Origin of the sequence: Paraburkholderia sp. BL9I2N2 (assembly GCF_004339745.1) — a bacterium.
In the GTDB taxonomy this organism is placed as follows: Bacteria; Pseudomonadota; Gammaproteobacteria; order Burkholderiales; family Burkholderiaceae; genus Paraburkholderia.
In genome coordinates, this window is the sequence record NZ_SMGP01000006.1 from 384538 (window position 1) to 407716 (window position 23179).

General features: G+C 61.2%; 13 protein-coding genes and 7 pseudogenes. 14 read left to right on the forward strand and 6 right to left on the reverse strand.

Going from position 1 to position 23179, the window contains the following annotated elements; all coding sequences use genetic code 11:
• The first annotated feature begins 127 nt into the window (after positions 1-127).
• Positions 128-808, forward strand: coding sequence for a tyrosine-type recombinase/integrase (locus B0G74_RS47780; RefSeq protein WP_207915833.1), 681 nt, complete (start codon positions 128-130; stop codon positions 806-808).
• On the opposite strand, the pseudogene B0G74_RS45325 reads toward B0G74_RS47780, so the two are convergent.
• Together B0G74_RS45325 and B0G74_RS47385 are read right to left on the reverse strand one after the other, a co-directional pair.
• A pseudogene (locus B0G74_RS45325) lies at positions 780-1337 on the reverse strand (ATP-binding cassette domain-containing protein); the annotation flags it as partial. The gene B0G74_RS47780 and the pseudogene B0G74_RS45325 sit on opposite strands and share 29 nt — an antisense overlap.
• Positions 1337-1624: pseudogene (locus tag B0G74_RS47385) on the reverse strand (IS5/IS1182 family transposase); the annotation flags it as partial. The pseudogenes B0G74_RS45325 and B0G74_RS47385, both read right to left, overlap by 1 nt.
• Before the next feature lie 197 nt (positions 1625-1821).
• Here B0G74_RS47385 and B0G74_RS45335 point away from each other — a divergent pair.
• From B0G74_RS45335 to B0G74_RS45355, 6 genes are all read left to right on the forward strand, one after another.
• Positions 1822-7320: an ATP-binding sensor histidine kinase gene (locus B0G74_RS45335; protein WP_207915834.1), complete on the forward strand. Its 5499-nt coding sequence runs from the start codon at positions 1822-1824 to the stop codon at positions 7318-7320.
• A 141-nt stretch (positions 7321-7461) separates the two neighbouring features.
• The gene (locus B0G74_RS45340) at positions 7462-8544 is read left to right on the forward strand and encodes an ABC transporter substrate-binding protein (protein ID WP_132384457.1); all 1083 of its coding nucleotides are present in this window, start codon (positions 7462-7464) and stop codon (positions 8542-8544) included.
• 103 nt (positions 8545-8647) lie between these two features.
• A complete protein-coding gene (locus B0G74_RS47390; RefSeq protein WP_243658634.1) occupies positions 8648-11101 on the forward strand; it encodes an ATP-binding cassette domain-containing protein in 2454 nt (817 codons plus the stop codon).
• Positions 11098-11325, forward strand: a complete 228-nt coding sequence (locus B0G74_RS46390) for a hypothetical protein (RefSeq protein ID WP_207915835.1) — start codon at positions 11098-11100, stop codon at positions 11323-11325. The genes B0G74_RS47390 and B0G74_RS46390 overlap by 4 nt, the downstream gene beginning before the upstream one ends.
• Entirely contained in the window at positions 11325-12050 is a 726-nt protein-coding gene (locus B0G74_RS45350) for an ABC transporter permease (RefSeq protein ID WP_243658650.1), read from the forward strand. Before B0G74_RS46390 ends, B0G74_RS45350 begins: the two co-directional genes overlap by 1 nt.
• 232 nt (positions 12051-12282) lie before the next feature.
• On the forward strand, positions 12283-12675 hold the full coding sequence (locus B0G74_RS45355; RefSeq protein WP_132384390.1) for a response regulator: 393 nt from the start codon (positions 12283-12285) through the stop codon (positions 12673-12675).
• Positions 12676-12784: 109 nt separating this feature from the next.
• Here the strand turns inward: B0G74_RS45355 and B0G74_RS45360 are convergent, their stop codons facing one another.
• Complete coding sequence (locus tag B0G74_RS45360; RefSeq protein ID WP_132384458.1) at positions 12785-13453, reverse strand: response regulator transcription factor; 669 nt, start codon at positions 13451-13453, stop codon at positions 12785-12787.
• A 517-nt stretch (positions 13454-13970) separates the two neighbouring features.
• On the opposite strand from B0G74_RS45360, the gene B0G74_RS45365 reads away from it, so the two are divergent.
• Positions 13971-14558, forward strand: coding sequence for a group II intron maturase-specific domain-containing protein (locus B0G74_RS45365; RefSeq protein WP_243658651.1), 588 nt, complete (start codon positions 13971-13973; stop codon positions 14556-14558).
• 480 nt (positions 14559-15038) lie between these two features.
• Here B0G74_RS45365 and B0G74_RS45370 read toward each other — a convergent pair.
• Positions 15039-15372, reverse strand: a pseudogene (locus B0G74_RS45370) (VIT1/CCC1 transporter family protein); the annotation flags it as partial.
• Positions 15373-15439: 67 nt separating this feature from the next.
• On the opposite strand from B0G74_RS45370, the gene B0G74_RS47395 reads away from it, so the two are divergent.
• The 4 genes and pseudogenes from B0G74_RS47395 to B0G74_RS45390 form a co-directional block, all read left to right on the forward strand.
• Entirely contained in the window at positions 15440-16378 is a 939-nt protein-coding gene (locus B0G74_RS47395) for a transposase (protein WP_243658635.1), read from the forward strand.
• A 419-nt stretch (positions 16379-16797) separates the two neighbouring features.
• Complete coding sequence (locus B0G74_RS45380; RefSeq protein ID WP_132384392.1) at positions 16798-17004, forward strand: hypothetical protein; 207 nt, start codon at positions 16798-16800, stop codon at positions 17002-17004.
• A gap of 230 nt (positions 17005-17234) precedes the next feature.
• Positions 17235-18158 carry a LysR family transcriptional regulator gene (locus B0G74_RS45385; RefSeq protein WP_132384393.1) on the forward strand — a complete coding sequence of 308 codons (924 nt, stop codon included), beginning with the start codon at positions 17235-17237 and terminating at the stop codon, positions 18156-18158.
• Positions 18159-18490: 332 nt separating this feature from the next.
• Positions 18491-19204, forward strand: a pseudogene (locus B0G74_RS45390) (IS6 family transposase); the annotation flags it as partial.
• Here B0G74_RS45390 and B0G74_RS45395 read toward each other — a convergent pair.
• A pseudogene (locus B0G74_RS45395) lies at positions 19201-19510 on the reverse strand (transposase); the annotation flags it as partial. The pseudogenes B0G74_RS45390 and B0G74_RS45395 overlap by 4 nt on opposite strands.
• A 1184-nt stretch (positions 19511-20694) precedes the next feature.
• On the opposite strand from B0G74_RS45395, the gene B0G74_RS45400 reads away from it, so the two are divergent.
• Positions 20695-21873 carry a porin gene (locus B0G74_RS45400; RefSeq protein ID WP_243658636.1) on the forward strand — a complete coding sequence of 393 codons (1179 nt, stop codon included), beginning with the start codon at positions 20695-20697 and terminating at the stop codon, positions 21871-21873.
• Between the two features lie 53 nt (positions 21874-21926).
• Positions 21927-22106: pseudogene (locus B0G74_RS45405) on the forward strand (integrase); the annotation flags it as partial.
• A gap of 266 nt (positions 22107-22372) precedes the next feature.
• Here B0G74_RS45405 and B0G74_RS45410 read toward each other — a convergent pair.
• Positions 22373-23113, reverse strand: a pseudogene (locus tag B0G74_RS45410) (IS6 family transposase).
• Between the last annotated feature and the right edge of the window lie 66 nt (positions 23114-23179).

The window sequence follows — 23179 nt, forward strand, 5'->3', positions numbered from 1 at the left end:
GCCCCGCCGGGGGGATCAGGCTGCGCTCAGACACCTCATTGATTTTCTGCGCCAGGAGCAACTGACTCCTGCGGAGCGGGTACCACTGCCCCGACTGCCGTCTACTGAGTGCTGCGTACAAGCATACATGGCGTACTTACGCGAAGCGCGTGCCTTGGCCACAGCGACGATCGTCAACTACGTGCCGTTCGTCCGCGGTTTCCTTGAAGACTGTTTCGGTAAAGGACGCGTCACACTCTCTCGCCTATGTGCAGGTGATGTTGTGAGATTTGTACAACGTCAGGCGCCGCGTTTGCAGCCGAAGCGTGCGAAGCTTCTGACCGCTGCGCTGCGTTCCTTTTTACGTTATGCGCGCTATCGCGGCGACATTACACTGGATTTGGCCGCCGCAGTTCCAGTCGTGGCCAACTGGTCGATGCCGTCAATCCCACGTGGGATCGCCCCAGATCAAACACGGCAATTGTTAGCCAGCATCGATCAGCGAAGCGCAACCGGTCGTCGAGACTATGCCATTTTGCTTTTGCTTGCTCGATTGGGGCTGCGCTCCGGGGAAGTAGCGTCGCTTGAGCTGGATGATATCGACTGGAGCGCGGGACGTTTGAGCGTGCGCGGTAAAAGCGGGCAGCGCAACGAATTGCCATTGCCCGCCGACGTCGGCAAGGCGATCGCTACATACCTGATTCGTGGGCGACCGCGTAGCACTTGTAGTCGTGTATTTTTGCGCGCCCGGGCTCCGATCACAGGGTTTAGCGGGGCAAGTGGAGTTGGTTCGGTTGACGCATTGCAACGGAGGGAGAGTCGACCTTGACCAACTTTCCCTCGATGGTGATCGAACCTTCGGTTGCAGGCACCACCCCGAACAGGGCCTCCGCAACGTTTGACCGGCCGGATCCGACCAGTCCCGCGAAGCCAAATATCTCTCCGGCACGCACTTCAAACGACACATCGTGGAAAATGCCTTCAACCGCGAGCTTGTCGACCTTCAGTACGACGTCAGCAATGGGCACTTCCATTTTCGGAAACATCTGGGTGACTTCACGTCCGACCATCATCTGAATAATCTGGTCGCGAGTGATGTCCTTAGTAAGGCGAGTGTCAATGAACCTGCCATCGCGAAACACCGATACTTCGTCGGCAATTTCATACAACTCGTTCATCTTGTGTGTAATGTAGACAATGCCCTTTCCGCGGCTCTTCAGATCTCGAATGATGCGGAAAAGGTGTCCCACTTCGTGCTCGGTGAGTGCCGACGTTGGTTCGTCCATAATCAGCACATCCGAATCGAAAGAAACCGCTTTGGCAATCTCGACCATCTGTCGGTTTGCGATCGAAAGAGTGCCAACTGAACGAGGCTGGCCCGCGCCACCTCAAGCAGACGGCCGTCGGTCGGATACGCGATCGCCTTCTCCCGCACCGTAGTGTCGACAATCACGCGCTCGAATTCGACTGGCATCACCGCCATCATCCGCGCCGCAGTTGCGATCGTCGCCGCGAGTAGCTCCTCGACACCGGCTTCGCCCAAGGTTTGCCGAATGCGCATCAGGTTGGCCGGCCGCACGGCAGGCGCGGCTGAAAGTCCTCCTCGCCGCTACACGTCCTGTGCCCAGCGTTCGCATACCGACTCCGCTGGCGCGACGTATAGAATGTCGTCTGTAATGACATTGAATTCTCGGGATGATATATATGTCAGCCATGACTATATAATCGCACTGCCGGCGTCGCTCGTTTTGGCGTCGCTTAGCGCTTGGCGTCCCCCCATGTCGGGCAAGCAGTCCGAAGGTGCGGTGAGGCAAATGAACCCGATACCTGATTCCAGCGCCGATGGCTAACAGACTGCAGATCTTGTGGGACGATGGCGAGCGTGTCCTGTGTCGCGGACGACGCCCGGGCGATGCTGGGGGCGACAGCGTATTGATTGCCCGGCCGGCCGCCGAACACCCGTCACCCGCTAGCCTCGATCGTCTCGTGCATGAATTTGGACTGAAGGACGAACTGGATGGCGCGTGGGCGGTGCGGCCGCTCGAGTTGGTGCGCGAAGGCGGCCGGACCCTGCTCGTGCTTGAGGATCCGGGCGGTCAGCCGCTCGCGCGTCTGCTTGGCAGTCCCATCGAGCTGGGCATTTTTTTGCGCCTCGCCGTTGGGATTGCCGCCGCGCTGGGCAAGCTCCACCAGCGCGGCCTTATCCATAAAGACCTCAAGCCAGCCCATATCCTCTCGAACAGCCCGGACGGACGGGTTCGGCTCACCGGATTCGGCATTGCCTCGCGGTTGCCGCGCGAGCGACAGGCGCCCGAACTGCCCGAGTCCATCGCCGGTACGCTCGCCTACATGGCACCCGAGCAGACCGGGCGGATGAACCGCTCCATCGATTCGCGCAGCGACCTCTATTCGCTCGGCGTCACGCTCTATCAGATGCTCACCGGCGCACTGCCGTTTTCGGCCGCCGACCCCATGGAATGGGTGCACAGCCATATCGCCCGAAAACCAGTGTCGCCGGGCGAGCGGTTGGCGACTGTTCCGCCTCCGGTTTCCCGGATCGTCATGAAGCTGCTCGCCAAGACGGCCGACGAGCGCTACCAGACCGCGGCAGGCGTCGAGCGCGATCTGTTGCGCTGTCTCGCGAGCTGGGAGTGCAACCGTCACATCGAGGACTTTCCGCTGGGCGAACATGACACGCCAGACCGGCTGCGCATCCCTGAGAAACTTTACGGGCGGGAGCGCGAGGTGGAGACCCTGCTCGCCTCTTTCGACCGCGTGGCCAGGAGCGGCACAGCGGAACTGCTGCTGGTCTCAGGCTATTCCGGCATCGGCAAATCAGCGGTCGTCAATGAACTGCACAAGGTGCTGGTGTTTCCGCGCGGGCTCTTCGCCTCCGGCAAGTTCGACCAGTACAAGCGCGACATTCCCTATTCGACGCTGGTGCAGGCTTTTCAAAGCCTGGTGCAGCCGCTTCTTGGCAAGAGCGACACCGCGCTGGCGAGCTGGCGCAGCGCGTTTCTGGAGGCGCTGGAGCCGAATGCGCGGCTCATGACCGATCTGATTCCGGAGTTGAAGCTCATCATCGGTGAGCCGCCGTCGGTCCCGCAACTCGAGCCGCAGCACGCACAAAGCCGTTTCCAGGTCGTGTTCCGCCGATTCATTTGTGTGTTCGCCCGAGCTGAGCATCCGCTGGCGCTGTTTCTCGATGATCTGCAATGGCTCGACGCGGCGACGCTCGACCTGCTCGAGGATCTATTGACCCAGACGGACGTGCGGCACCTGATGTTGATCGGCGCTTACCGCGACAATGAAGTCGATCCCGCTCATCAGTTGATGCACAAGCTCGAAGGCATCAAGAACGCCGGTGGTAAGGTCGAGGAAATCACGCTTGCGCCTCTCGGGCGTGAGCACCTCGGGCAATTGATTGCGGAGGCGCTCCACTGCGAGCCGGAACGCGCCGCGCCGCTGACGCAACTGGTGGACGAAAAGACCGCGGGCAACCCGTTCTTCGTGATCCAGTTTCTACAGACGCTTGCCGAGGAGGCATTGCTCACCTTCGACTATGACGCGGCGCGCTGGTGCTGGAATCTCGATCGCATCCACGCCAAGGGTTACACCGACAATGTCATCGACCTGATGGTCGGAAAAATGACCCGCCTGCCGGCCGACACGCAGCGGGCGCTGCAGCAGTTCGCCTGCCTTGGCAACGTTGCCGCGAACGCGATGCTGTCGGTCGTTCTCGGGGCCTCGGGAAACCAGGCTCATGCGTCGCTGAGCCCGGCGGTCCATCAGGAACTGATCGAGCGCCTGGAAAACTCCTACCGGTTTGTGCACGACCGGGTGCAGGAAGTCGCTTATTCGCTGATACCTGAAGCATCGCGTGCCGAGGTCCATCTGCGCATTGGCAGGCTGCTGGTGGCGCAAACGCCCCCAGAGAAACGGGAAGAGGCGATCTTCGAGATCGTCAATCAGCTCAACCGCGGCGCCGCGCTGCTTGCCGAACAAGACGAGCGGGACCAACTCGCTGAGTTGAACCTGATCGCCGGCAAACGCGCGAAGAAATCTACAGCGTACGCCTCGGCGCTCATCTATCTCAACGCCGGTGCAGCACTGTTGGCGCAGGATTGCTGGGAGCGCCGGCGCGAACTGATCTTCGCGCTGGAACTGAACCGGGCGGAATGCGATTTTCTCACCGGCGCCTTGACGGCTGCAGAAGAGCGGTTGAACGCGCTTTCAAGCCGCGCGGTGGCGACCATCGAGCGTGCCTCCGTCGCCTGCCTGCTGGTGGACTTGTTTACGACGCGTGGCCAGAGCGGCCGCGCTGTTGCCGTCGGCCTCGACTATCTCCAGCACGTCAGGTTCGAATGGTCGCCGCATCCGACGAACGAGGACGTGCGACGCGAATACGAGCGGATCTGGTCGCGGCTCGCAAGCCGTACGATCGAGGATCTGATTACGCTGCCCTTGATGACCGATCCGGCATCCCTGGCGACGATGGACGTTCTGACGAAGGTCGGGCCACCCGCGTTCTTTACGGAGCGGAACCTCCATGACCTAATGCGATGCTGGGCGGTGAACCTCAGCCTCGAGCGCGGCAACTGCGACAGTTCGTGCGACGCGTACGTGAATCTCGGCATGATCACCGGCGTTCGATTCGGCGATTACAAGGCTGGTTTCCGCCTGGGCGAGGTTGGCTACGAACTGGTCGAACGACGCGGGTTGAAGCGCTACCAGGGCCGGACGCATATGCTGTTCGCGGCGTACCTCATGCCCTACACAAAACACGTTCGGGCTGCGCGTGAGCCACTGAGCCGTAGTTTCCGGATCGCGAACAAGGAGGGTGATCTCATCTATGCGGGGTACAGCTGCCACAATCTGACCGAGAATCTGCTCACGGCAAGCGATCCGCTTGATGAGGTGCAACGCGTAGCCGAACGTGGTCTCGAGTTCGCGCAGAAGGCGCAATTTGGACAGGTGATCGACGTCATAAGCTCGCAGCTTGGATTTATACGCATGCTCCGTGGCTTGACGCGGAAATTCGGCTCCTTCGATGATGACCACTTCGACGAATTCCGGGTCGAGCGGCAATTCCGCAGCAACCCGGACCTGGCGTTTGCCGAGTGCTGGTACTGGGTCCGCAAGCTGCAGGCATACTTTCATGCCGGTGACTACGCCGGCGCCCTGGAGGCGGCGTCTAGGGCGCAACGGCATGCCCAGTCAGGCTTGCTGTTCGCAGTCGCGGATTGTCACTTCTACAGCGCGCTGTCGCGAGCCGCTTCTTGCGATTCCGCTGCACCGGGCGAGCGGAAGCAGCAGCCAGCGGCTTTGGCTGCGCACCACGAGCAACTGCAGGTCTGGGCGGAGCACTGCCCGGAGAATTTCGAGCACCGCGCCGCGCTGGTCGCCGCCGAGATCGCCCGCATTGAAGGCCGCGATTGGGACGCAATGCGCCTCTACGAACAGTCGATCCGTTCGGCGCGTGACCACGGCTTCGTCCAGATCGAAGCGCTCGCCTATGAAGTGGCCGCACGCTTTTACGCCATGCGCGGCTTCGAGGAGTTTGCGCGCGCGTATCTACAAAGGGCCCATTACTGCTATCTGCGTTGGGGAGCCGATGGCAAGGTGCGGCAACTCGAGGAGAGGTATCCATACCTCAGGGCGGAAGAGGCCGCTCCCGGCCCGACGAGCACAATTGGGGCGTCGGTCGAACACCTCGATCTCGCGACTGTGATCAAGATATCGCAGGCCGTCTCGAGCGGCATCGTGCTGGAAAATCTGACCGATATGGTCATGCGCACGGCGATTGAACAGGCCGGTGCCGTACGGGGTGTGCTGATTCTTCCGGATGGCGGCGAACAACGGATAGCGGCGGAAGCCACGGCCGGCGGTGACACGGCACGCGTGCAACTGCACGATGTGCCGGTGAGCGCGGCGGCGCTGCCGGAGTCGGTCCTCTACTATGTGCTGCGCACGCGAGAGAGCGTCATTCTCGACGATGCCGCGGCCCAGCCCCCGTTTGCTTCGGATCCCTACATCCGTCAGCATCGTGCCCGTTCGATTCTCTGCCTGCCCTTGATGAATCAGGCCAGGCTTAACGGTGCGCTCTACCTCGAAAACAATCTGACTCCCCACGTGTTCACGCCGGCCCGGATCGCGGTGCTGAGGCTGGTGGCTTCGCAAGCCGCGATCGCGCTGGAGAATGCCCACCTGTACCGAGACCTCGCGCAACGAGAAGCCAAGATTCGTCGCCTCGTCGACTCGAACATCATCGGGATCTGCATTTCGAGGCGCAACGGGGACATCGTCGAGGCCAACGATGCGTTCCTGAAGATAGTGGAATATGACCGTGAGGATCTCGTCGCAGGGCGCGTCCGGTGGATCGATCTGACAACGCCGGGATCGCTCGAGCGCACCGCTCACGCGCTGGTCGAACTTGAGAGTGCCGGTACCATTCAGCCCTTCGAAAAGGACTATTTTCGCAAGGACGGGAGCCGCGTCCCCGTGCTTGTCGGGGTGGCGGCGTTTGATGAAGAACGGGACCAGCTCGTCGCCTTCGTCATCAACCTGACCGAGCGCAAGCGGGCGGAGGAACAAGTTCGCGAGGGCGAGCGGCGCTACCGCGAGGTGCAATCGGAGCTGGCACACGCGAACCGCGTCGCGACCATGGGCCAGCTCGCTGCCTCGATCGCTCATGAGGTCAATCAGCCGATTACCGCGACGGTCACCAACGCCGCGGCTGCGCTGCGTTGGCTGCACGCCCAGCCGCCCGACGTGGAGGAGGTCCGGCAGGCGCTTAGCCGGATCCTCAATGACGGCAATCGGGCGGGAGATGTAATCGGCCGGATCCGTGAACTGATCAAGAAGGCGCCACCGCGAAAGGAAAGGGTCGTGATCAACGAGGCGATCCGCGAGGTGATCGAGCTAACCTGTCGCGAAGCGGCGAAGAATGGCGTCTCGATACAGACGCAACTCGCGGGCGGCTTGCCGTTCATCGAGGGAGACCGTGTCGAACTGCAACAAGTCCTTCTGAACCTGATCGTCAACGCGATCGAGGCAACGAGCGACGTCAGCGGCGGCGTGTCGGAGGTGCTCATCAGCACGGGAGCCGACGCCGGCTGCGTGCGCGTGGCGGTGCGCGATTCGGGGCCGGGTCTTGCTGCCGAGAACGTCGAGCGCGTTTTCGCCCCTTTCTACACCACGAAGCCCACCGGTCTGGGCATGGGCCTGTCGATCTGCCGTTCGATCATCGAAGCGCACGGCGGCCGGCTGTGGGCGAGCGCGAACGTGCCCTGCGGCGCGATTTTTCAATTCACGGTGCCCGCTCATTCGACACATTCGTGATCGGGCTACCAGCGTACCGACATTTACCGCAACCTGACTAGTCCATTTTCAATGGCGCTCGGCTGAACGTTAGCCGAGCGTATGTCCGGTCGAAGCCGGGTAGCAAGGTATGCGGCGTGGCCGAAGAGGAGAGGGAACGTGATGAAGCCTGGAGACACTGCAATTGCCGCGGCGCTATTGGCTGCGTTGGCGCTTGCGTCGGCGGCGAGCCCGGCGCATGCCGACGAGACGGCGAGTACGGCCAGGGACGGCATTGCGCTCAGCAATTCGTATACCGGTAACGGCTGGCGGCAGCAGATGCTGAAGATGTGGGATCTAACGTCGAAGGACGCGATAAGGCGCGGGGTGATCGCGCGGACGAAGGTGGTGAACGCGGACAACTCGGCGCCGCAGCAGGCTTCGCAGATCGGGGACCTGACGCTGCAGGGATGGCAGGCGATCGTGATCGACGCGGCCTCGCCGACCGCGCTCAATGGTGTCATTCAGCAGGCGTGCAGCGCGCACATCGTGGTGGTCGTGTTCGACAGTCTGACGACGGCGCCCTGCGCGTACAAGGTGGCCTACAACTACGTGGATCTGGGCTTGATTCAGGCGGCCTATATCGCGAAGCGGCTGGGCGGCAAGGGCAACGTGGTGGAAGTGCGCGGGCTCGCCGGCACCTCGGTCGACAACGACATCCACGAGGGGGTTGTCGAAGGGTTCGCGAAATATCCGAACATCAAGCTCCTTGCCTCGGTGAACGCGAACTGGACACAGTCTGTCGCGCAGAAGGAGATTGCGGGAATTCTGCCTACGTTGCCAAAAATCGACGCGGTGGTGACGCAGGCCGGCGCCGGGTATGGAGCCTATCAGGCGTTCAGGGCGGCCGGGCGGCCTACCCCGCTGATCATCATGGGGGACACGGAGGAAGAGCTTCGGCTCTGGAAGCAACTCGCGTCGGAGCCGGGCGGATACGAGACCATTTCACTTTCGTCTCCGCCCGGTGTCTCCTCGATTGCGTTCTGGGTGGCGCAGCAGGTTCTGGCCGGGACGAAGGTGCCCCAGACTGTGAATTTGCCATTGCTGGTGATTACGTCGAAGGATCTCGATGCCTGGCTCAAGGTCGTGCCGCCAGGAGGCGCCGCGACGCCGCTTTACAGCCAGGATTGGACCGGGACGCTGATCGAGGCGAACATCACGCGCCGCGCTCCGCCGCCCTCGCCGATTCCGACCTCCATACCGTAGCGGACGCACCGTCCATTGCCGCATGGCTCATGCAGGTAGGCGAGTTGTTCGTCGGCGTGGCGTTTTCTCAGGCATTTCAACCTCCAGGAGGGCCATCGCTGCCATGAAGCGGACCTTGGGCGAAGCGGACGACGAAGCATTCGTCCAACTCAGCGGAATCAGCAAGCGCTTCGGCGCCGTTCCCGCACTCGCGGGCGTGGATCTCGCAATCGCCGCGGGCCGGATGGTCGGGGTCGTCGGGCACAATGGCGCCGGAAAATCGACGCTGATGCAGATTCTCGCCGGCACGCTCGCTCCCGACGCAGGAACGATTCACATCGCCGGGCACGAGGTCGGGCAGGGCTACGGCGTGCGACGCGCGCACGCGCTCGGAATCCGCTGCGTGTTTCAGGAGCTTTCGCTCTGTGCGAACCTGAGCGCGGAGGAGAACGTCCGGGTCATTCATCCGCATCTCGCCGGTCCGGGCTGGCGGCGCCGCGCGAGGCGGCTGATCGGCGATGCTCTCGCGGCGATCTTCCCCGGTCACGGTATCGACACGCGCCGCCCGATTTGCGAACTGCCGCTCGGGCAGCGGCAGATGATCGAGACAGCGCGCGCCTTCACCGAAACAGATCACGCGGCCCAACTCGTCATTCTCGATGAGCCCACAGCGTCGCTGGACGCGACGGCGACCGACCAGCTCCTGCGCTATGTCGTGCAAATGCGCGCCCGGGGCATCGCGGTGGTCTTCATCTCTCATCGGCTGTCCGAGATTCTCGGCCACGCTGACGAGATCGTGGTGATGCGCGACGGACAGGTAGCGGGGAGAGTTGCCGCCGGCAAACTCGACGAAGCGCAACTGGTCGAGATGATGGGGCGCGTGCGCCGCGCGGAGCCCGCGCACGCGCCGGGCTGGCAGGGTGCACGAGGCACGCTCCGTGTCGAGCAGCCGGTCTGCCTTGGCTCGGACTTCCCGGTCAGGCTCCGGGCGGGTGAGGTGGTCGGACTCGCCGGTCTCGACGGCCACGGTCAGCGCACGCTGCTGCAGGCGGTGTTCGAGGCCGCCGGTCATCGCCGCGCCGCGCTCCGCGTCAGCGGCTCGGTCGCCTATGTGAGCGGAGACCGCCGCGCCGAAGGGCTCTTTCCACTCTGGTCCGTAGGGCTGAACATCACGGTCGGCAATCTCAGCCGTCTTGCCAGCCTGGGTTTCCTGAACCCGGCACGTGAGAGGGCGGAGGCCGAAGAATGGCGGGCGCAGCTCGACATCCGCACACCGGATATCGACCGGCCGATCATGAGCCTCTCTGGCGGCAATCAGCAGAAGACGCTGGTTGCGCGCGCCTTCGCGGCCGAGGCGGACATCGTTCTTTTCGACGACCCGTTGCGTGGCGTCGACGTCGGCACCAAGCGCGAACTCTATCAGCATGTGCGCCGCGCCGCCGATTGGGGGCACGCCTTTCTTTGGTATACCACGGAAAGCGCCGAGCTGGTGAACTGCGACCGCGTCTATGTCTTCTATCGCGGGACAATCGTCGACGAGATCGATGGCGCCAAGCTCACCGAAGAACGGGTGATCCGGGCCTCGTTCGGCGGGGGCAGAGCGCTGCCCGCCGACCTGTCGACCGAAACAACGGCGGCAACTCGCCATCACGGCGCGCGTCTGGCAAGCGCGTTTCGCGTCGGGCTGCCGGCGGTGGCGCTGGTCGCGATACTGAGCGTGATCTTCGCCATGCAGCCCCGGGCGATGAGCTACTCCGGTCTCACTATCCTGCTCAACTTCGCGTTGCCGGCCATCTTTGTTGCCATGGCGCAGATGGCGGTGATTGCCGCCGGCGACATCGATCTCGGCATTGGAGCGTTTGTCTCGCTCGTGAACTGCATCGCGGCGACGCTGCTTGCGCGATCCTCGCTCCTCGGTTGGTTCGCGCTCGCCGCTCTCGTGGCGGCCTACGCGGCGATGGGCACTCTCATCCACGTTCGACGACTGCCTTCGATCGTCATCACGCTCGGCGCCTCCTTCGTCTGGCTCGGCCTCGCACTCCTGGTTCTGCCGGGCCCGGGCGGGGCGCCGCCCTCCTGGCTCCCCGCGCTGCTTGCCTGGCAGCCTCCGCTCCTGCCACTGCCGGTGCTGGCCTCGATCCTGCTGGCCGGCCTCGGCGAATTTCTGCTGATGCATACCTCCTATGGCGTCGTGCTGCGCGGGATCGGCAGCAACCCCCGCGCGATCGCCCGGGCAGGATGGTCGCTGCTCGCCGGGCGGGCGGCGCTCTATGCGTTTGCGGGTGCGTGCGGCGTCACCGCTGGGCTGAGCCTCACTGGCCTGAACACCGCGGGAGATGCGACTGTGGGCACCCAGTACACCCTCATCTCCATCGCGGCGGTGATCGTGGGCGGTGGGGAATTCGTGGGAGGCATCGCGACGCCGATCGGCACGGTGGTCGGCGCGTGGATCATGCTCCTCACGGGCTCGCTTCTCTCCTTCCTCAACATCTCTACCGACTGGCAACTCAGCGTGCAGGGCGGGATCCTGATCCTCGTGCTGGGCCTGCGCGCGCTGAACCGACGGAGTACCGCATGAGTGGCGGGATCCGCACGTGGCTCGACGCACGGCCATGGATCTGGTCCTTCGGCGCGGCCCTTCTCGTCTGGCTAGTCACCGCGTTCGTCGTGGAGGGCCGCGGGATGCTGGCGACACTCGCGGTCGCGTTGCAGTTCGCGACCTTCTATGTCGTTGTCGGGACCGGCCAGATGCTCGTCATGGGGCCGGCCCCGGGAATATCGATCTTTCGATCCCGGGCGTGATGACCTTCGCGGGATATGTCGCGATGGGGCTGATGAACGGCAGCGACGCCGGATTGGCCGCCGGACTGGCTGCCGGCATGGCGGTCGGGCTCAGCGCGGGGGCGTTCAATGTCGGGCTGATCCGGATGGGCCGGATTCCACCCATGATCGGCACGCTCGCTTCGGGGTTCGTGTTCCAGTCGATGGCGATCGCCTATTCGCGTACTTCGCACGCGGCACCGGCGCCCGCGCTGGTCACGTTAAGCGCCACCCGGCTGCTGGGTATACCGGTTATCGCGCTCATTTTCATGATCCTCACCGGCTTTGTCGCCTTCGCCCTCAATCGCTCGGTGTTCGGCCGCTCGGTGCTAGCGATCGGGCAAAATATCCGCAGCGCAAGACTCGCCGGCGTCGCCGTGCGCCGTACGCTGGCCTCCGTCTACCTGCTTTCGGCGGTGCTCGCCGCCGTGGCGGGGATCCTGCTCTCCGCCTATTCCGGCGGTGCAGCGCTCGATATGGGCGCTGACTATCTCCTGATGTCGATCGCCGTGGTGGTGCTGGGCGGCACGTCCGTCGCCGGCGGACGGGCAAGCCCCGCCGGCCTTTGGGGGGCCGCGATATTGCTTGATCTCGTGATGACGATGCTGAACGTGATGCGCGTCGGCGCGGGAGTGCGCTACGTCGTCACTGGCCTTATCGTGATCGGCTTACTGGCGCTGGCGAAGGGCCGGGATCGAGCCGCGTAATCGACAGAAAATCGACAGAAGTAACGTGCAACGCACGGCGCCTGCTTGCGCATTGTCCGCGTTAACACCTTCTGATCCGCAGCAAGATGGCTCCCGAACCGGGGCGCTCGTACCCATACATTGATATGATTCTCGTCCGCCGGTTTGTGCTCTACGCTTGGTCCAATAGCGCATAGGGGGTAGCCTGCATGTCCGCGCTCTGTCCGTTACGCCCCATTCCCCGAGGGTAGAGGTGAGTCAGTTACGTGTCCCTCGGATTGCTTCCATTGTCGACGACGACGAGGCCGTCCGCCTTGCCACCGCGAGCCTAGTACGTTCGTTAGGCTGGGACACGCGCGTCTTCGCGTCGGCTGAGGAGTTTTTGGCGTCCGCGAGCGTCGGAGAAACGGCATGTCTGATCTCCGATGTGATCATGTCGGGCATGTCCGGCGTCGATCTGCACGATCGCCTGCTGGAACGCGGGTGCGCTCCACCCACCATCCTGATGACAGCCTTTCCGACTGCTGTTCTGCAGGCGAAAATCCTAGCAAAAATCGAGGCGAACAGCGTGCTGGCGTTCCTCGAGAAGCCCGTCGACGCCGCCGCCCTGGCACAGTGCCTGACTCTCGCGTCCGGCGGGTCATAGCGCGTCAAGCGCTCGGGAGTGCACGAAGCAGCGAGTCGAACCCCCTCAAATGAGAATGTACAGAGCAGAAGCGGGGCAGACAGCGCACACCGTCACGGAAAGATCAGGATCACTTCAGGTGATGCGGCGCGATCCCGAGGGCTTCCGCCTTTCGCACGAGATCTGCTACGGAACGCGCTGCCATTTTTTTCATTGCCTGTCCGCGATGGATCTTCACGGTGATTTCGCTAAGATTCATCTCCGAGGCAATCTGTTTGTTCATCAGGCCGGCCACCACGAATCCCACTACCTCTCGCTCCCGCGATGTCAGCGAGCCGTAGCAGGCCCGAAGTGCCGCGATGGATTGTTCGGTCGCGCGGCGCGCCGCATCGCGCGTCAACGCATTCGAGACGGCGTCCAGCATGTCCTGATCGCGAAAGGGCTTGGAAAAAAAGTCGAGCGCTCCCGCTTTCATGGCCTTGACGGACATTTGCACGTCGCCATGGCCTGTCATGAACAGAATCGGCATTTGCAGGCCGCTCTTCGCCACTTCTTCCTGAAAGGTGAGGCCGCTTTCGCCGCGCAACCTGACGTCGAGAATCAGGCAACTGGGCGCGTCGTACTTCTCGAAGGCGAGAAACTCGTGCGACGATCCGAACGTCTCGACGCGTAGCCCGACTGAGCGAAGCAGGGCGCCCAGCGCGAGCCGAACTGCCTCGTCATCGTCGACTACATATACCACAGATGGCTTGCTGCCGCCGGCGCTGTGGGTCGACGTCGAATGCGGCTCCAAAATCATCTCCTCCCCTTCCGAATCGACAAAGTGCGCGGTGACGTGGGACATGGCGCGCCAGGAAGTGCGCCGGGCGAAGGCATGAACCACTTTCGATAAACCAGCGGATCCTGACAACGTCATAGTACCTACTGACCTGAACTTCCAGTTGTTAAATTTTTCGTCTGACGTTTTGCCGTCGGCGAACACCCAGCGGGATCCTTTCGGCGGAGCCAGGCTGCCCGACAGAGGAATGCCGTGCCTGGGGCTGCGATCTGCGCACGTCGCCCGGCTGAGCGCAGGAAACCGCACTCCTCCGTATTTGGCGAGCTATACGCAGGTATGAGTTCTCAACGTCTATGCAGCAGTGGCGCCAACCTTGCATAGGATGGGTTTGCCAATCGGGCGCGCGTATCTTCATTCCACGACGGACGCGTTCGTACGGCGCGGGTACGTCGCTCTCGTTGACTGGCAGCCGAATCAGTTTTGCCAGGCATACGTCCATTTTTCACCGGCATCGCCAACAGGAGAATGCCTCGTGGATATGAAAGAGATAGCACGCGCTAGCGACGTCGTGGATCACAACAGGTTCTTTGCAGAATATTTGCCGATTCAGACCGAAGCGGACGCGTCACATTTGCCGCCCGGCCGGGCCGTAACAGCGCTGATTTTCGCAATCTGTGGATGGTCGTTTATTGAAGCGCCGTTTGAGTGCGGCGCGTCGAGCGGCGACACCTGGCTGCTGGCTCTTGTCGTGGCGAAACTGATCATCATCGCCGTGGGCGTTGCGGCCATTGCAAACGTTCGTTTCGCCCGCGGAATTTTCGCCTTTTGGATGAGACAGGTGGCGCGGGGGTGGCGGTTGCAGCGCCAAACGTCGAAATCACTGTTCGAACTCGCCCCGCAATGTAATCCCACGATATGTGGCTGGTGGAACTACTACGGGGCTTTCTATCGGACAGCCATGCATGAGCTGAGTCGGTATCTCGACCGAAAGCTCGTGCGCTGGGTTCGGCACGAGTACAAAACACTGCGACGGCACAAACGGTGCAGTGAAGAGTGGTTGCGCAAGATGAAGAAGGCGTACCCGCGAGAGTTCGCGCACTGGCAGTATCAGGGGGGGACAGGTTGATCTGCGGCACGAGCGCATGGGCCATCGGACCCGGGCTTCCGTTTGAGTTCAGGCACTCGGTTGCGATTTCCCTGTTGTCTCTGATCGAATGCGCCGGCAAGACTGCTTTCGTTATCGTGTTCTGCACTGGGCCGATGCGCGAACGCAAGCTATCCGCGTCACGTCCTCGGTCCGCAGTATTAGCAGGCGCATGGAAACAACCTCGCGACTCGCAGGGCTAACGGATGCAACCTCTCGACGAATGGTCCGCTTTATTGCACTCTGGTGCGTCAGGGTGGCTAGCGTTTTCATTTTGGCGCTTCCATTCGAGCAACTGATGCGCATGGCTTCGTGCGGGGTGTGATCTGCGCTGCTGCAACCCGATCGCCCGCCGCGGCCATCAGCGCGGGCGAGTGGATCGCGGAGACATTGCGGTAACCCCATGTATTCGGATACGGGGCCGAGCAGGTACAACGACGCCGGCACGACCGCCGTTCAGATTCAGGAAATAGAGACACCAAGCAAGTGGCCGACGCCAAACGTAAATGCTGCGGCCAGAAGACCGATGACGACCTGACGGAGATACGAAAAAAGGGCGCTACGTCCGTTAAAGAGTGACGTGAATACGCCGATGGGAAGCCAAAGCCAAAGTGCTTAGCACGATGCACTGAACGATTGCGCTGAAGCCGTGAGTCCACAAGAACGGCATCGTCGGAAAGATAGCCCCCACCGAGAAAAGACCGAAGGACACACCCGCTGCCGACCAGGGATTATCGCCTAGATCCGCCGGGTCCAGACCTACAACTGGTTGCGCGTTTTTTCTAGTGATCGAATTTGTCTGCGAGCCTCGCAGGGACTGGATGATCGTCTATTGGGCGCCGGTTCGGCTAAAGTCCAGATTTATGGATGCCCTGAATGAATGGAAAGCACCGCTGGCAAGCGATTCCGGTGGGACTGAGCCTTGCGCAGTTTGGAGAATTTGTCTTGCCCACTTGATCCGTGGTCGGCGCGGACCGCCGCCGCAGCTAAGTTTGCACAGAATATTCAACTACGTTCTGCAGGTGCTTTATATAGGATGCCAGTGGAAGGCACTGCCGATCGATAAGGATTGCCTGGGTCGCCCTGAAATTCACCACACCCGCATCTACCGCGCGATGCAGCGCTGGCAGGCGGCGGGTTGCATGGACGCCATCTTTGCGGGCTCGGTCGGCAAGCTTCATAAGGATCAGTTGCTCGATCTGACGGTCATTCACGGCGATGGCACGACGACGGTGGCGAAAAAAGGCCGCGACAATCTCGGTTATAGCGGTCATAAACATCTGAAAGGCGACAAGATGGTGGCCTTCTGCGACCGTGACTGCAACGTCATCGCGCCGTTCGTCGCCGCTGCGGGCAACCGCAACGAATCGCCCCTGCTGCGTGACGCACTGCCCGGACTGAGCCAGATGGCGCGCACCATGGGCATGGACCTGAAAGGCGCACGCGTCAGTCTGGACGGCGTCTACGACTGCCGGGCCAATCGCAAGGCCATTTTCAACCGGGGCATGGTTCCCAACATTCCGGAAAATCCGCGCGGTCGCAAGCAAAGCTTCGGCCCGGCCATCTTCGAGGAGCGCTTCAGGACCATTGAGCGTGTCTTTGCCTGGGAAGACAAGTTCCGCCGGCTGCTACTGCGCTTCGAACGTCTCAGTGCGGTCGGTCCATTACGCGTTCAAAACGCTCGCCTATACGCCGATCAACCTGCGGCATTATTGCTAGCTAGGTGTCATCGCAGGTGCATGCTGTTGCCCGATGGCGCATCGCGTCATGAGCGGTCACGTCATTTCCATCTGCATTCCTGATGATAATGCAGACCTCGACATCTCAATACCCATCAGTTTCCGCAATCATCCATCCAGTTTCGCGTGTTTGCGGATGTCGCTCACTAACCACCGGCTTGCACCGGACTGAAATGCGCAACCAGTTGTAATGTATCTCTCGATACCAATGTATTGTTGCGGGCGGAATTTTCGATTGCTAGCATTTACTGTAATTGCGCGCTCCATTGCTTCAGCGCCGCTCGAAGGAGCGGCGCATCCCGCGATGTAACATATCGAGCGTCGGCGAGCAACGTCAGAAAAGACCAGGCCACCGAGCCTTTGTGGATGCTCGACCCTATGGAGCGGGACGAGAGAGTTCTTCCCTCGAAAGAGGGGACGCCTGCGTCGGCATTCCAGTGGTGAAGGCTCGCATATGCAGCTAACAAGATCTGATAACAACCATGCTCAGTCCGCACGAGTACTCGACCTTAGTGCTTATCAAACATTCCTCACAAGCGATCGATCTCGCAAGAGAGGAAATCCATGCGCTGGTGCGGCGCGGGCTCGTCGCTATCGACTCGGGCGATACATCCATGCGAGTCACGGCACTGGGTGATCGTCTTTTGGAGGCCTTGTCGCCGGTCTCCTGGTTTCAGCGGTTCGATTAGCAGAGGGTGCATCGCTTTATCTTCCGATGCCCGCAAATGAACCTGGTGGCGATGCGCGCTTTTCAGCAGTCCGCCAGGAGCAACTAGGACGAATTGGTTGCCGCTCGTCAACGTGACGGTTCTCTTGCAACAACAAGCGGTTGCACAGGGTTCCAGCAACTCCGAAGTTGCAGTGTTCGAGTCTTGACTGGTTGATACGCGGCACCTCTCTTTTAAGAATGCGAAGGTTGATGGACACATTACAAAAAATGCGGGTGTTCACACGGGTCGTGCAAGCCGGCAGCTTCACTGCCGCGGCTGAGTCGCTCAATTCGACGACCGGCGCCATGTCCCGCGCGGTATCTGAGCTCGAAGCCCACTTGCGAACCCGCCTGTTGAACCGCTCGACGCGGCGTCTTGCGCTCACGCCCGCCGGCGAGCAGTATCTGCAGCGCTGTCAGCAGATTCTCGCCGACGTCGAAAAGGCGGAGGAGGTAGCGAGTGGCGCACACGAACGGCCAGCCGGCACTTTGCGGATGTTCAGCTTCGCGAGCATAGGGCAGCACTATGTGCTGCCGGTGATATCAAGGTACCATGTTCAGTACCCCGAGGTGACAGTGGAACTCACGCTATCGCAGCGCACGCCCGATCTGTTCGGCGGCGGCAGTGATGTTGCCGTCATTGCCGCGCCTTCGCTTCCTGATTCGGAGATGGTCTCGCTCCTGCTCGGCTCGACATGCAGCATCCTGTGCGCATCAGCAGACTATTTGCGCTCGCGCGGCACACCGCAGAGACCCGGCGATCTAGCGCGGTATGAATGCCTGCTACTGGACACGCCTGCTTTTCCGACGCACGAGTGGCAGCTCGAGGGACCCGACGAATGCGAATTGATACAGGTCAGAGGAGCGTTGCAGGTAAATATCGCTGAGGCGCTGGTCGTGGCAATTCGCGAAGGAATGGGGATTGGCATGCTGCCGTTGTATTCCGCCGTCGAAGGCCTGCGAAACGGCACGCTGGTTCGCGTGCTGCCCAATCATACCCTGCAGAACATGAACATTTACGCGCTTTACCCTTCGCGTAAGTTCATCGATGCAAAGACCCGGACCTGGGTTGACTTTCTGCGCAGCCATTTGCCCGACGTCATTGCACGCGACAAGACGCTGCTCGGTGGCTGACGCGGGGATCAAGATCGCGACGGCGCGTACCGTCGCGAGTCTGGCTGCACAGTCTGCTCGCATAAAAATGCGCTTCCCTATCGAGCAGTGCCCGGCGTGACAGTGAGCCAGCTGTTATCAATCGAGGCGCGCAGAGGTGCCCCGCGCTTAGGGGCGATGCTCAGCGACCGGTCAGGTCGCCATCGACTTATCAAACTGAACGGATCAATGATCGAAGTAGATCGACTTCATGCCGGCAACGATTGCCAGGCGGACGGCTGCAGGGGCGCCGTATGCCGACGAACCGCTGAGGGCATTGTCAGGTTGTTGGGCCGGTCACGGAATATGGCGGGATGAAGAAATCGAAATCCCTCTATCACGGTCACCGTTTTCCAGCCGCGGTATCATGGGTTGCGCCGTGCGCTGGTATTTTCGTTTTCAACTGAGCTTGCGCGACATCGAGGAGCTGCTCTTCGAGCGCGGGGTGATCTTGACATACGAGACGATCCGATGCTGGTGCGATAGGTTTGGCAAGGGCTTTGCTCATCGGGTGAAAGTCGCGCGGCGCAAGCCCGCTAGCACGTGGCACCTCGACGAGATGTTCATCACGCTGCGAGGCGAACCGTACCTGCTGTGGCGTGCGGTTGACGAGCATGGTGCCGAACTCGACATCCTGCTGCAAAAGCGGCGCGACAAGGCCGCGGCCAACCGCTTCTTCAAGCGTGTGCTGCGCTCGAACCCAGCGCCGCGCAAGATCGTCACCGATCAGTTGCAAAGCTACCCGGCGGCCTAAGCTGAGAGCCGGGAGCTTGTGAACGTGAGGCACGTGTTCGTTACAGTCAAGCTGCAGCCCGGCTGAATAACCGGCCGAGAACAGCCACCAGCCTACTCGCGAACGCGAGCGTCGCATGCGTGGCTTTCGTGAACCCAAACGTGCTCAGAAATTTCTTTCGTGCTTCGGGCCGATCCGGCAACACTTCGCGCTCAAGCGGCATCTGCTGCGCGTTTCACTCTATCGCCAGGAACTCGCAGCCCGGTTCGTTGCATGGCGCGATTTCACCGAACTCGGTACAGAATCTTCCAGACCTAGGCGGCAGAACCATCGATATGCAAGGTTCAGATGGACCTTTTCGCATGGCCTGCACTCGGACCTGATCCCGAAACAGTAGCCCACAATCAACATGCGAATCATGAGCTCTGGATCAATCGATGGCCGTCCCATTGGGCTATAGAACGGCGCGAGATGTTGGCGCAAATCCCGCAGATCCCAGGAAGTGATTGATGCATCTCAACTGATGCTCGTGAGGGAGGTGATTATCGAGTTTGAACGAGTAGAAGAGTTTGTCCTGTCCGCTGCCTAATTGACCCATCATGACGAATCACTCCCGTGGATCGATGTCTTCCAGGATACCGAACAAGCGGCACGTCGGATGACTTTTTCAACACAATCAAGGCTCAACGGTCATTTGGGCAGTTGCGTCGGCCGCCACGTGCTCAGCCGAAGCCGGCGTTTCCGAAACGGCATAGAGCACCAGTCGCGAGCGTCGGCCTGCGAGCAGTCCGAATTATCAGTGCCGGCCGGACCGCGGCAGTAGGGGTTGGCTCACACGTAAAGTCCGATGCCAGCTGGCTTCCGACTGAACCATACGAACATATGTGTGGCTGAGACGATCGTGGGTGCCATCTGCACCGTTGGTAGCCTTGTATCCAGTCCGCCGCTGCAATACCTTTTAGACGTAGCGGGGCAAAACAAACCGCGCGATGCTTCAATGTCTGCTTCCGATGTCTGCATAGCCGATCCATCGGAAGCGGCTTTCGACACTACCGGCACTCTCGGCAGAGACGGGTTTGTCGCCAGAATCAACGCCGCAGTTCATGGAGGTCTAGACGCTATTGATTCCGCACCGTCTGGATGCTGACATAGGAAAGCGCATTGGTCATGCGATGAGTGCATTGCGCTCATCGCTTCCGGCGATGTAGCGGCGCTGCTCGCCATCGTGAAGAAGCCCAGCGCGCGGGTGGCGCTCTATCATTTCCGCCTTATACATGGGTGTTGTGAGCGACGCGCCCATTATCGAAGCGTTTGTTTTGCAAGGATGCGCCGATGCACCAGCCCACAAGTGACATGATGACGATCCCCTCCCATGCGAAATCGCGGCCGAACGGTCGGAATGCCGCGGCTCGCCGACATGCCCAGGTTTTGAATTTCTTTAAATCGCAAACGTCGGATGGGCGGGCTTTCCTGCCCGGCTTCGGCGGCAAGCCAACTGATTCCCATGCAGCTGGGGGATCGGGACATCGCGCTACTGGGTACTTACGTGCTGAACCATTATGGACGCCCCGACGCGACCATCACGGAGAAGGATGTCGCCGAGGTGCGCCGCGGCGGACCGTCGTCGAACCTTGTAGCGCTTGCGCGAAACGGCATAGTGGCAGGTGCACTGGGTCGTGGTGCTTCTTGTGATCGCTTTCGTCACCCGCCGCAGAAATGGGCCTACTCGCTGATTAGCGGTTCGCTCCCGCGGTTGTCGTAACCCTACTTTGGATTGGGAATAAATTGAAAAGAATCGTATTTGGCGCCCTCCTGGGCTTGGCTTACGCCGGTAGCAGCTACGCACAAAGCGCTGTGACGCTATACGGCCTCGTCGATACGTCCATCACCTATGCAAACAATCAGCGGGCGGGCGGCGCGGGAGCGCCGGGAAGTAGCAATTGGGCATTGAGTAGCGGCAACCTTAGTAGTTCACGGTGGGGCTTGCGCGGCCATGAAGACCTGGGCGGCGGTTTGTCGGCGGTCTTCACCCTCGAGAACGGCTTTTCTGGCGTCAACGGACAAGCCGCAAATAAGGGCGTCGACCTGTTCGGACGACAGGCGTTCGTGGGTTTGCAGTCGAACCAGTATGGTTCGCTCACGTTCGGAAGGCAGTATGACTTCATTGAGGCTTTTGCCGATCCGTTAGGCGCGTCCGGCCCGGGCTGGGGCGGAAACCTGGGAATGCACCCTTACGATAACGACGATAGTGTCCACATCATCCGCCTCAACAACTCGGTCAAGTACACCAGCCCAACGCACCGCGGCCTGAAATTTGGGGCGATGTACGCTTTCTCGAACACAGCCGGCCAATTCGGGAACAACGCCGCCTATAGTGCTGGCGTTTCTTACGAGAACGGGCCCGTCAGCCTCGCTGCGGCATATCTTGGCGTCAACCGCAGCGCTGACCCGGCGACCGCGAACGCCAATGGTGCCATCAGCACGGCGGACGGCACCGCGCCGATCACCGGGGGCAGTCAACAGATCTGGACCCTCGCTGGGCGGTACCGGTCCGGTCCCGCGTCAGTCGGCCTTGCGTGGTCGCACTCGAGTACCGACTCTGTGACGGGTGTCCTGCACGGCAGTAGCGTCACGCCGTTGGTCGGCAAAAATCTGACCTTCGACAATTTCTCCGTCGACGGCCGCTACTTTGTGACACCTGCATTCAGCGTTGCCGCAGCCTACACGTACACGGCGGGTCGCTTCAGCACCGATACCGGGACGACGCGTCCCAAGTGGAACTCGGTGATGCTCCAGAGCGATTACAAGCTTTCCAGGCGCACGGACGTCTATATCGAAGGCGTGTATCAGAGTGTTAGCGGTGGCAACGGCAATCCCGTGTTCGATGCGTCGATCTTTACGCTGACGCCCTCGTCCAACAGCAATCAGGTCGCTGTTGCAGCGGGCTTGCGGCACCGTTTCTGAAAGCAGCGATTGACCGTTGATAAGAGGTGGCGCCGGTCGTCACCATCGATGCGTCGCTCGATGCGTCAAACGGCTACGAAGCGGTGCATGCATGGCTGTCTCTGCATGAAGTGCCCACCATGCAGCACGCCTACCGGAGAGAGGCCGAGCGCCTGATCCTGTGGGCGATTTCCGGACGTGGCCGCGCGTTGTCGTCGCTGACAACCGAGGCCGCAATCGCCTACGGCGCATTTCCAGCGCCTTGAACATGCGGTCAATGATGTTCAGGCAGGTGAGCTCGTCGCCGCGGCGGCGGCACTCAGAACAGGGCAGAAGCGCGAGCAGGACGAGGACTCAGTCGGGCGAAGAAGCCGCGAATGTGGAAGCGCCCAATTCTCCCCTGTCATTACCGGCCGAATTGCATGCAGTACGGCGTTCGAGGGAAGCGGCACTCGGGCCTAGCTCGGGCATTGTCAACTTGCCGAGAGTGAGACGACACGACGGCGGGTGCAACGAAGGGTTAGAAGGCATCCGACGGATTTTGGGCGAGTTCGGTGAAATCGCGCCATGCAACGAACCGGGCTGCGAGTTCCTGGCGATAGAGTGAAACGCGCAGCAGATGCCGCTTGAGCGCGAAGTGTTGCCGGATCGGCCCGAAGCACGAAAGAAATTTCTGAGCACGTTTGGGTTCACGAAAGCCACGCATGCGACGCTCGCGTTCGCGAGTAGGCTGGTGGCTGTTCTCGGCCGGTTATTCAGCCGGGCTGCAGCTTGACTGTAACGAACACGTGCCTCACGTTCACAAGCTCCCGGCTCTCAGCTTTGGCCGCCGGGTAGCTTTGCAACTGATCGGTGACGATCTTGCGCGGCGCTGGGTTCGAGCGCAGCACACGCTTGAAGAAGCGGTTGGCCGCGGCCTTGTCGCGCCGCTTTTGCAGCAGGATGTCGAGTTCGGCACCATGCTCGTCAACCGCACGCCACAGCAGGTACGGTTCGCCTCGCAGCGTGATGAACATCTCGTCGAGGTGCCACGTGCTACCGGGCTTGCGCCGCGCGGCTTTCACCCGATGAGCAAAGCCCTTGCCAAACCTATCGCACCAGCATCGGATCGTCTCGTATGTCAAGATCACCCCGCGCTCGAAGAGCAGCTCCTCGATGTCGCGCAAGCTCAGTTGAAAACGAAAATACCAGCGCACGGCGCAACCCATGCTACCGCGGCTGGAAAACGGTGACCGTGATAGAGGGATTTCGATTTCTTCATCCCGCCATATTCCGTGACCGGCCCAACAACCTGACAATGCCGCGTTGCCGGCGGGAAAGTCTTCGG

What these genes read in the sequence shown, in the direction of transcription:
- B0G74_RS47780 (WP_207915833.1), top strand. Translation starts at nt 128, where the DNA reads ATGGCGTACTTACGCGAAGCGCGTGCCTTGGCCACAGCGACGATCGTC.
- B0G74_RS45335 (WP_207915834.1), top strand. Translation starts at nt 1,822, where the DNA reads ATGGCTAACAGACTGCAGATCTTGTGGGACGATGGCGAGCGTGTCCTG.
- B0G74_RS45340 (WP_132384457.1), top strand. Translation starts at nt 7,462, where the DNA reads ATGAAGCCTGGAGACACTGCAATTGCCGCGGCGCTATTGGCTGCGTTG.
- B0G74_RS47390 (WP_243658634.1), top strand. Translation starts at nt 8,648, where the DNA reads ATGAAGCGGACCTTGGGCGAAGCGGACGACGAAGCATTCGTCCAACTC.
- B0G74_RS46390 (WP_207915835.1), top strand. Translation starts at nt 11,098, where the DNA reads ATGAGTGGCGGGATCCGCACGTGGCTCGACGCACGGCCATGGATCTGG.
- B0G74_RS45350 (WP_243658650.1), top strand. Translation starts at nt 11,325, where the DNA reads ATGACCTTCGCGGGATATGTCGCGATGGGGCTGATGAACGGCAGCGAC.
- B0G74_RS45360 (WP_132384458.1), bottom strand. Translation starts at nt 13,453, where the DNA reads ATGATTTTGGAGCCGCATTCGACGTCGACCCACAGCGCCGGCGGCAGC.
- B0G74_RS45365 (WP_243658651.1), top strand. Translation starts at nt 13,971, where the DNA reads ATGAAAGAGATAGCACGCGCTAGCGACGTCGTGGATCACAACAGGTTC.
- B0G74_RS47395 (WP_243658635.1), top strand. Translation starts at nt 15,440, where the DNA reads ATGGATGCCCTGAATGAATGGAAAGCACCGCTGGCAAGCGATTCCGGT.
- B0G74_RS45380 (WP_132384392.1), top strand. Translation starts at nt 16,798, where the DNA reads ATGCTCAGTCCGCACGAGTACTCGACCTTAGTGCTTATCAAACATTCC.
- B0G74_RS45385 (WP_132384393.1), top strand. Translation starts at nt 17,235, where the DNA reads ATGGACACATTACAAAAAATGCGGGTGTTCACACGGGTCGTGCAAGCC.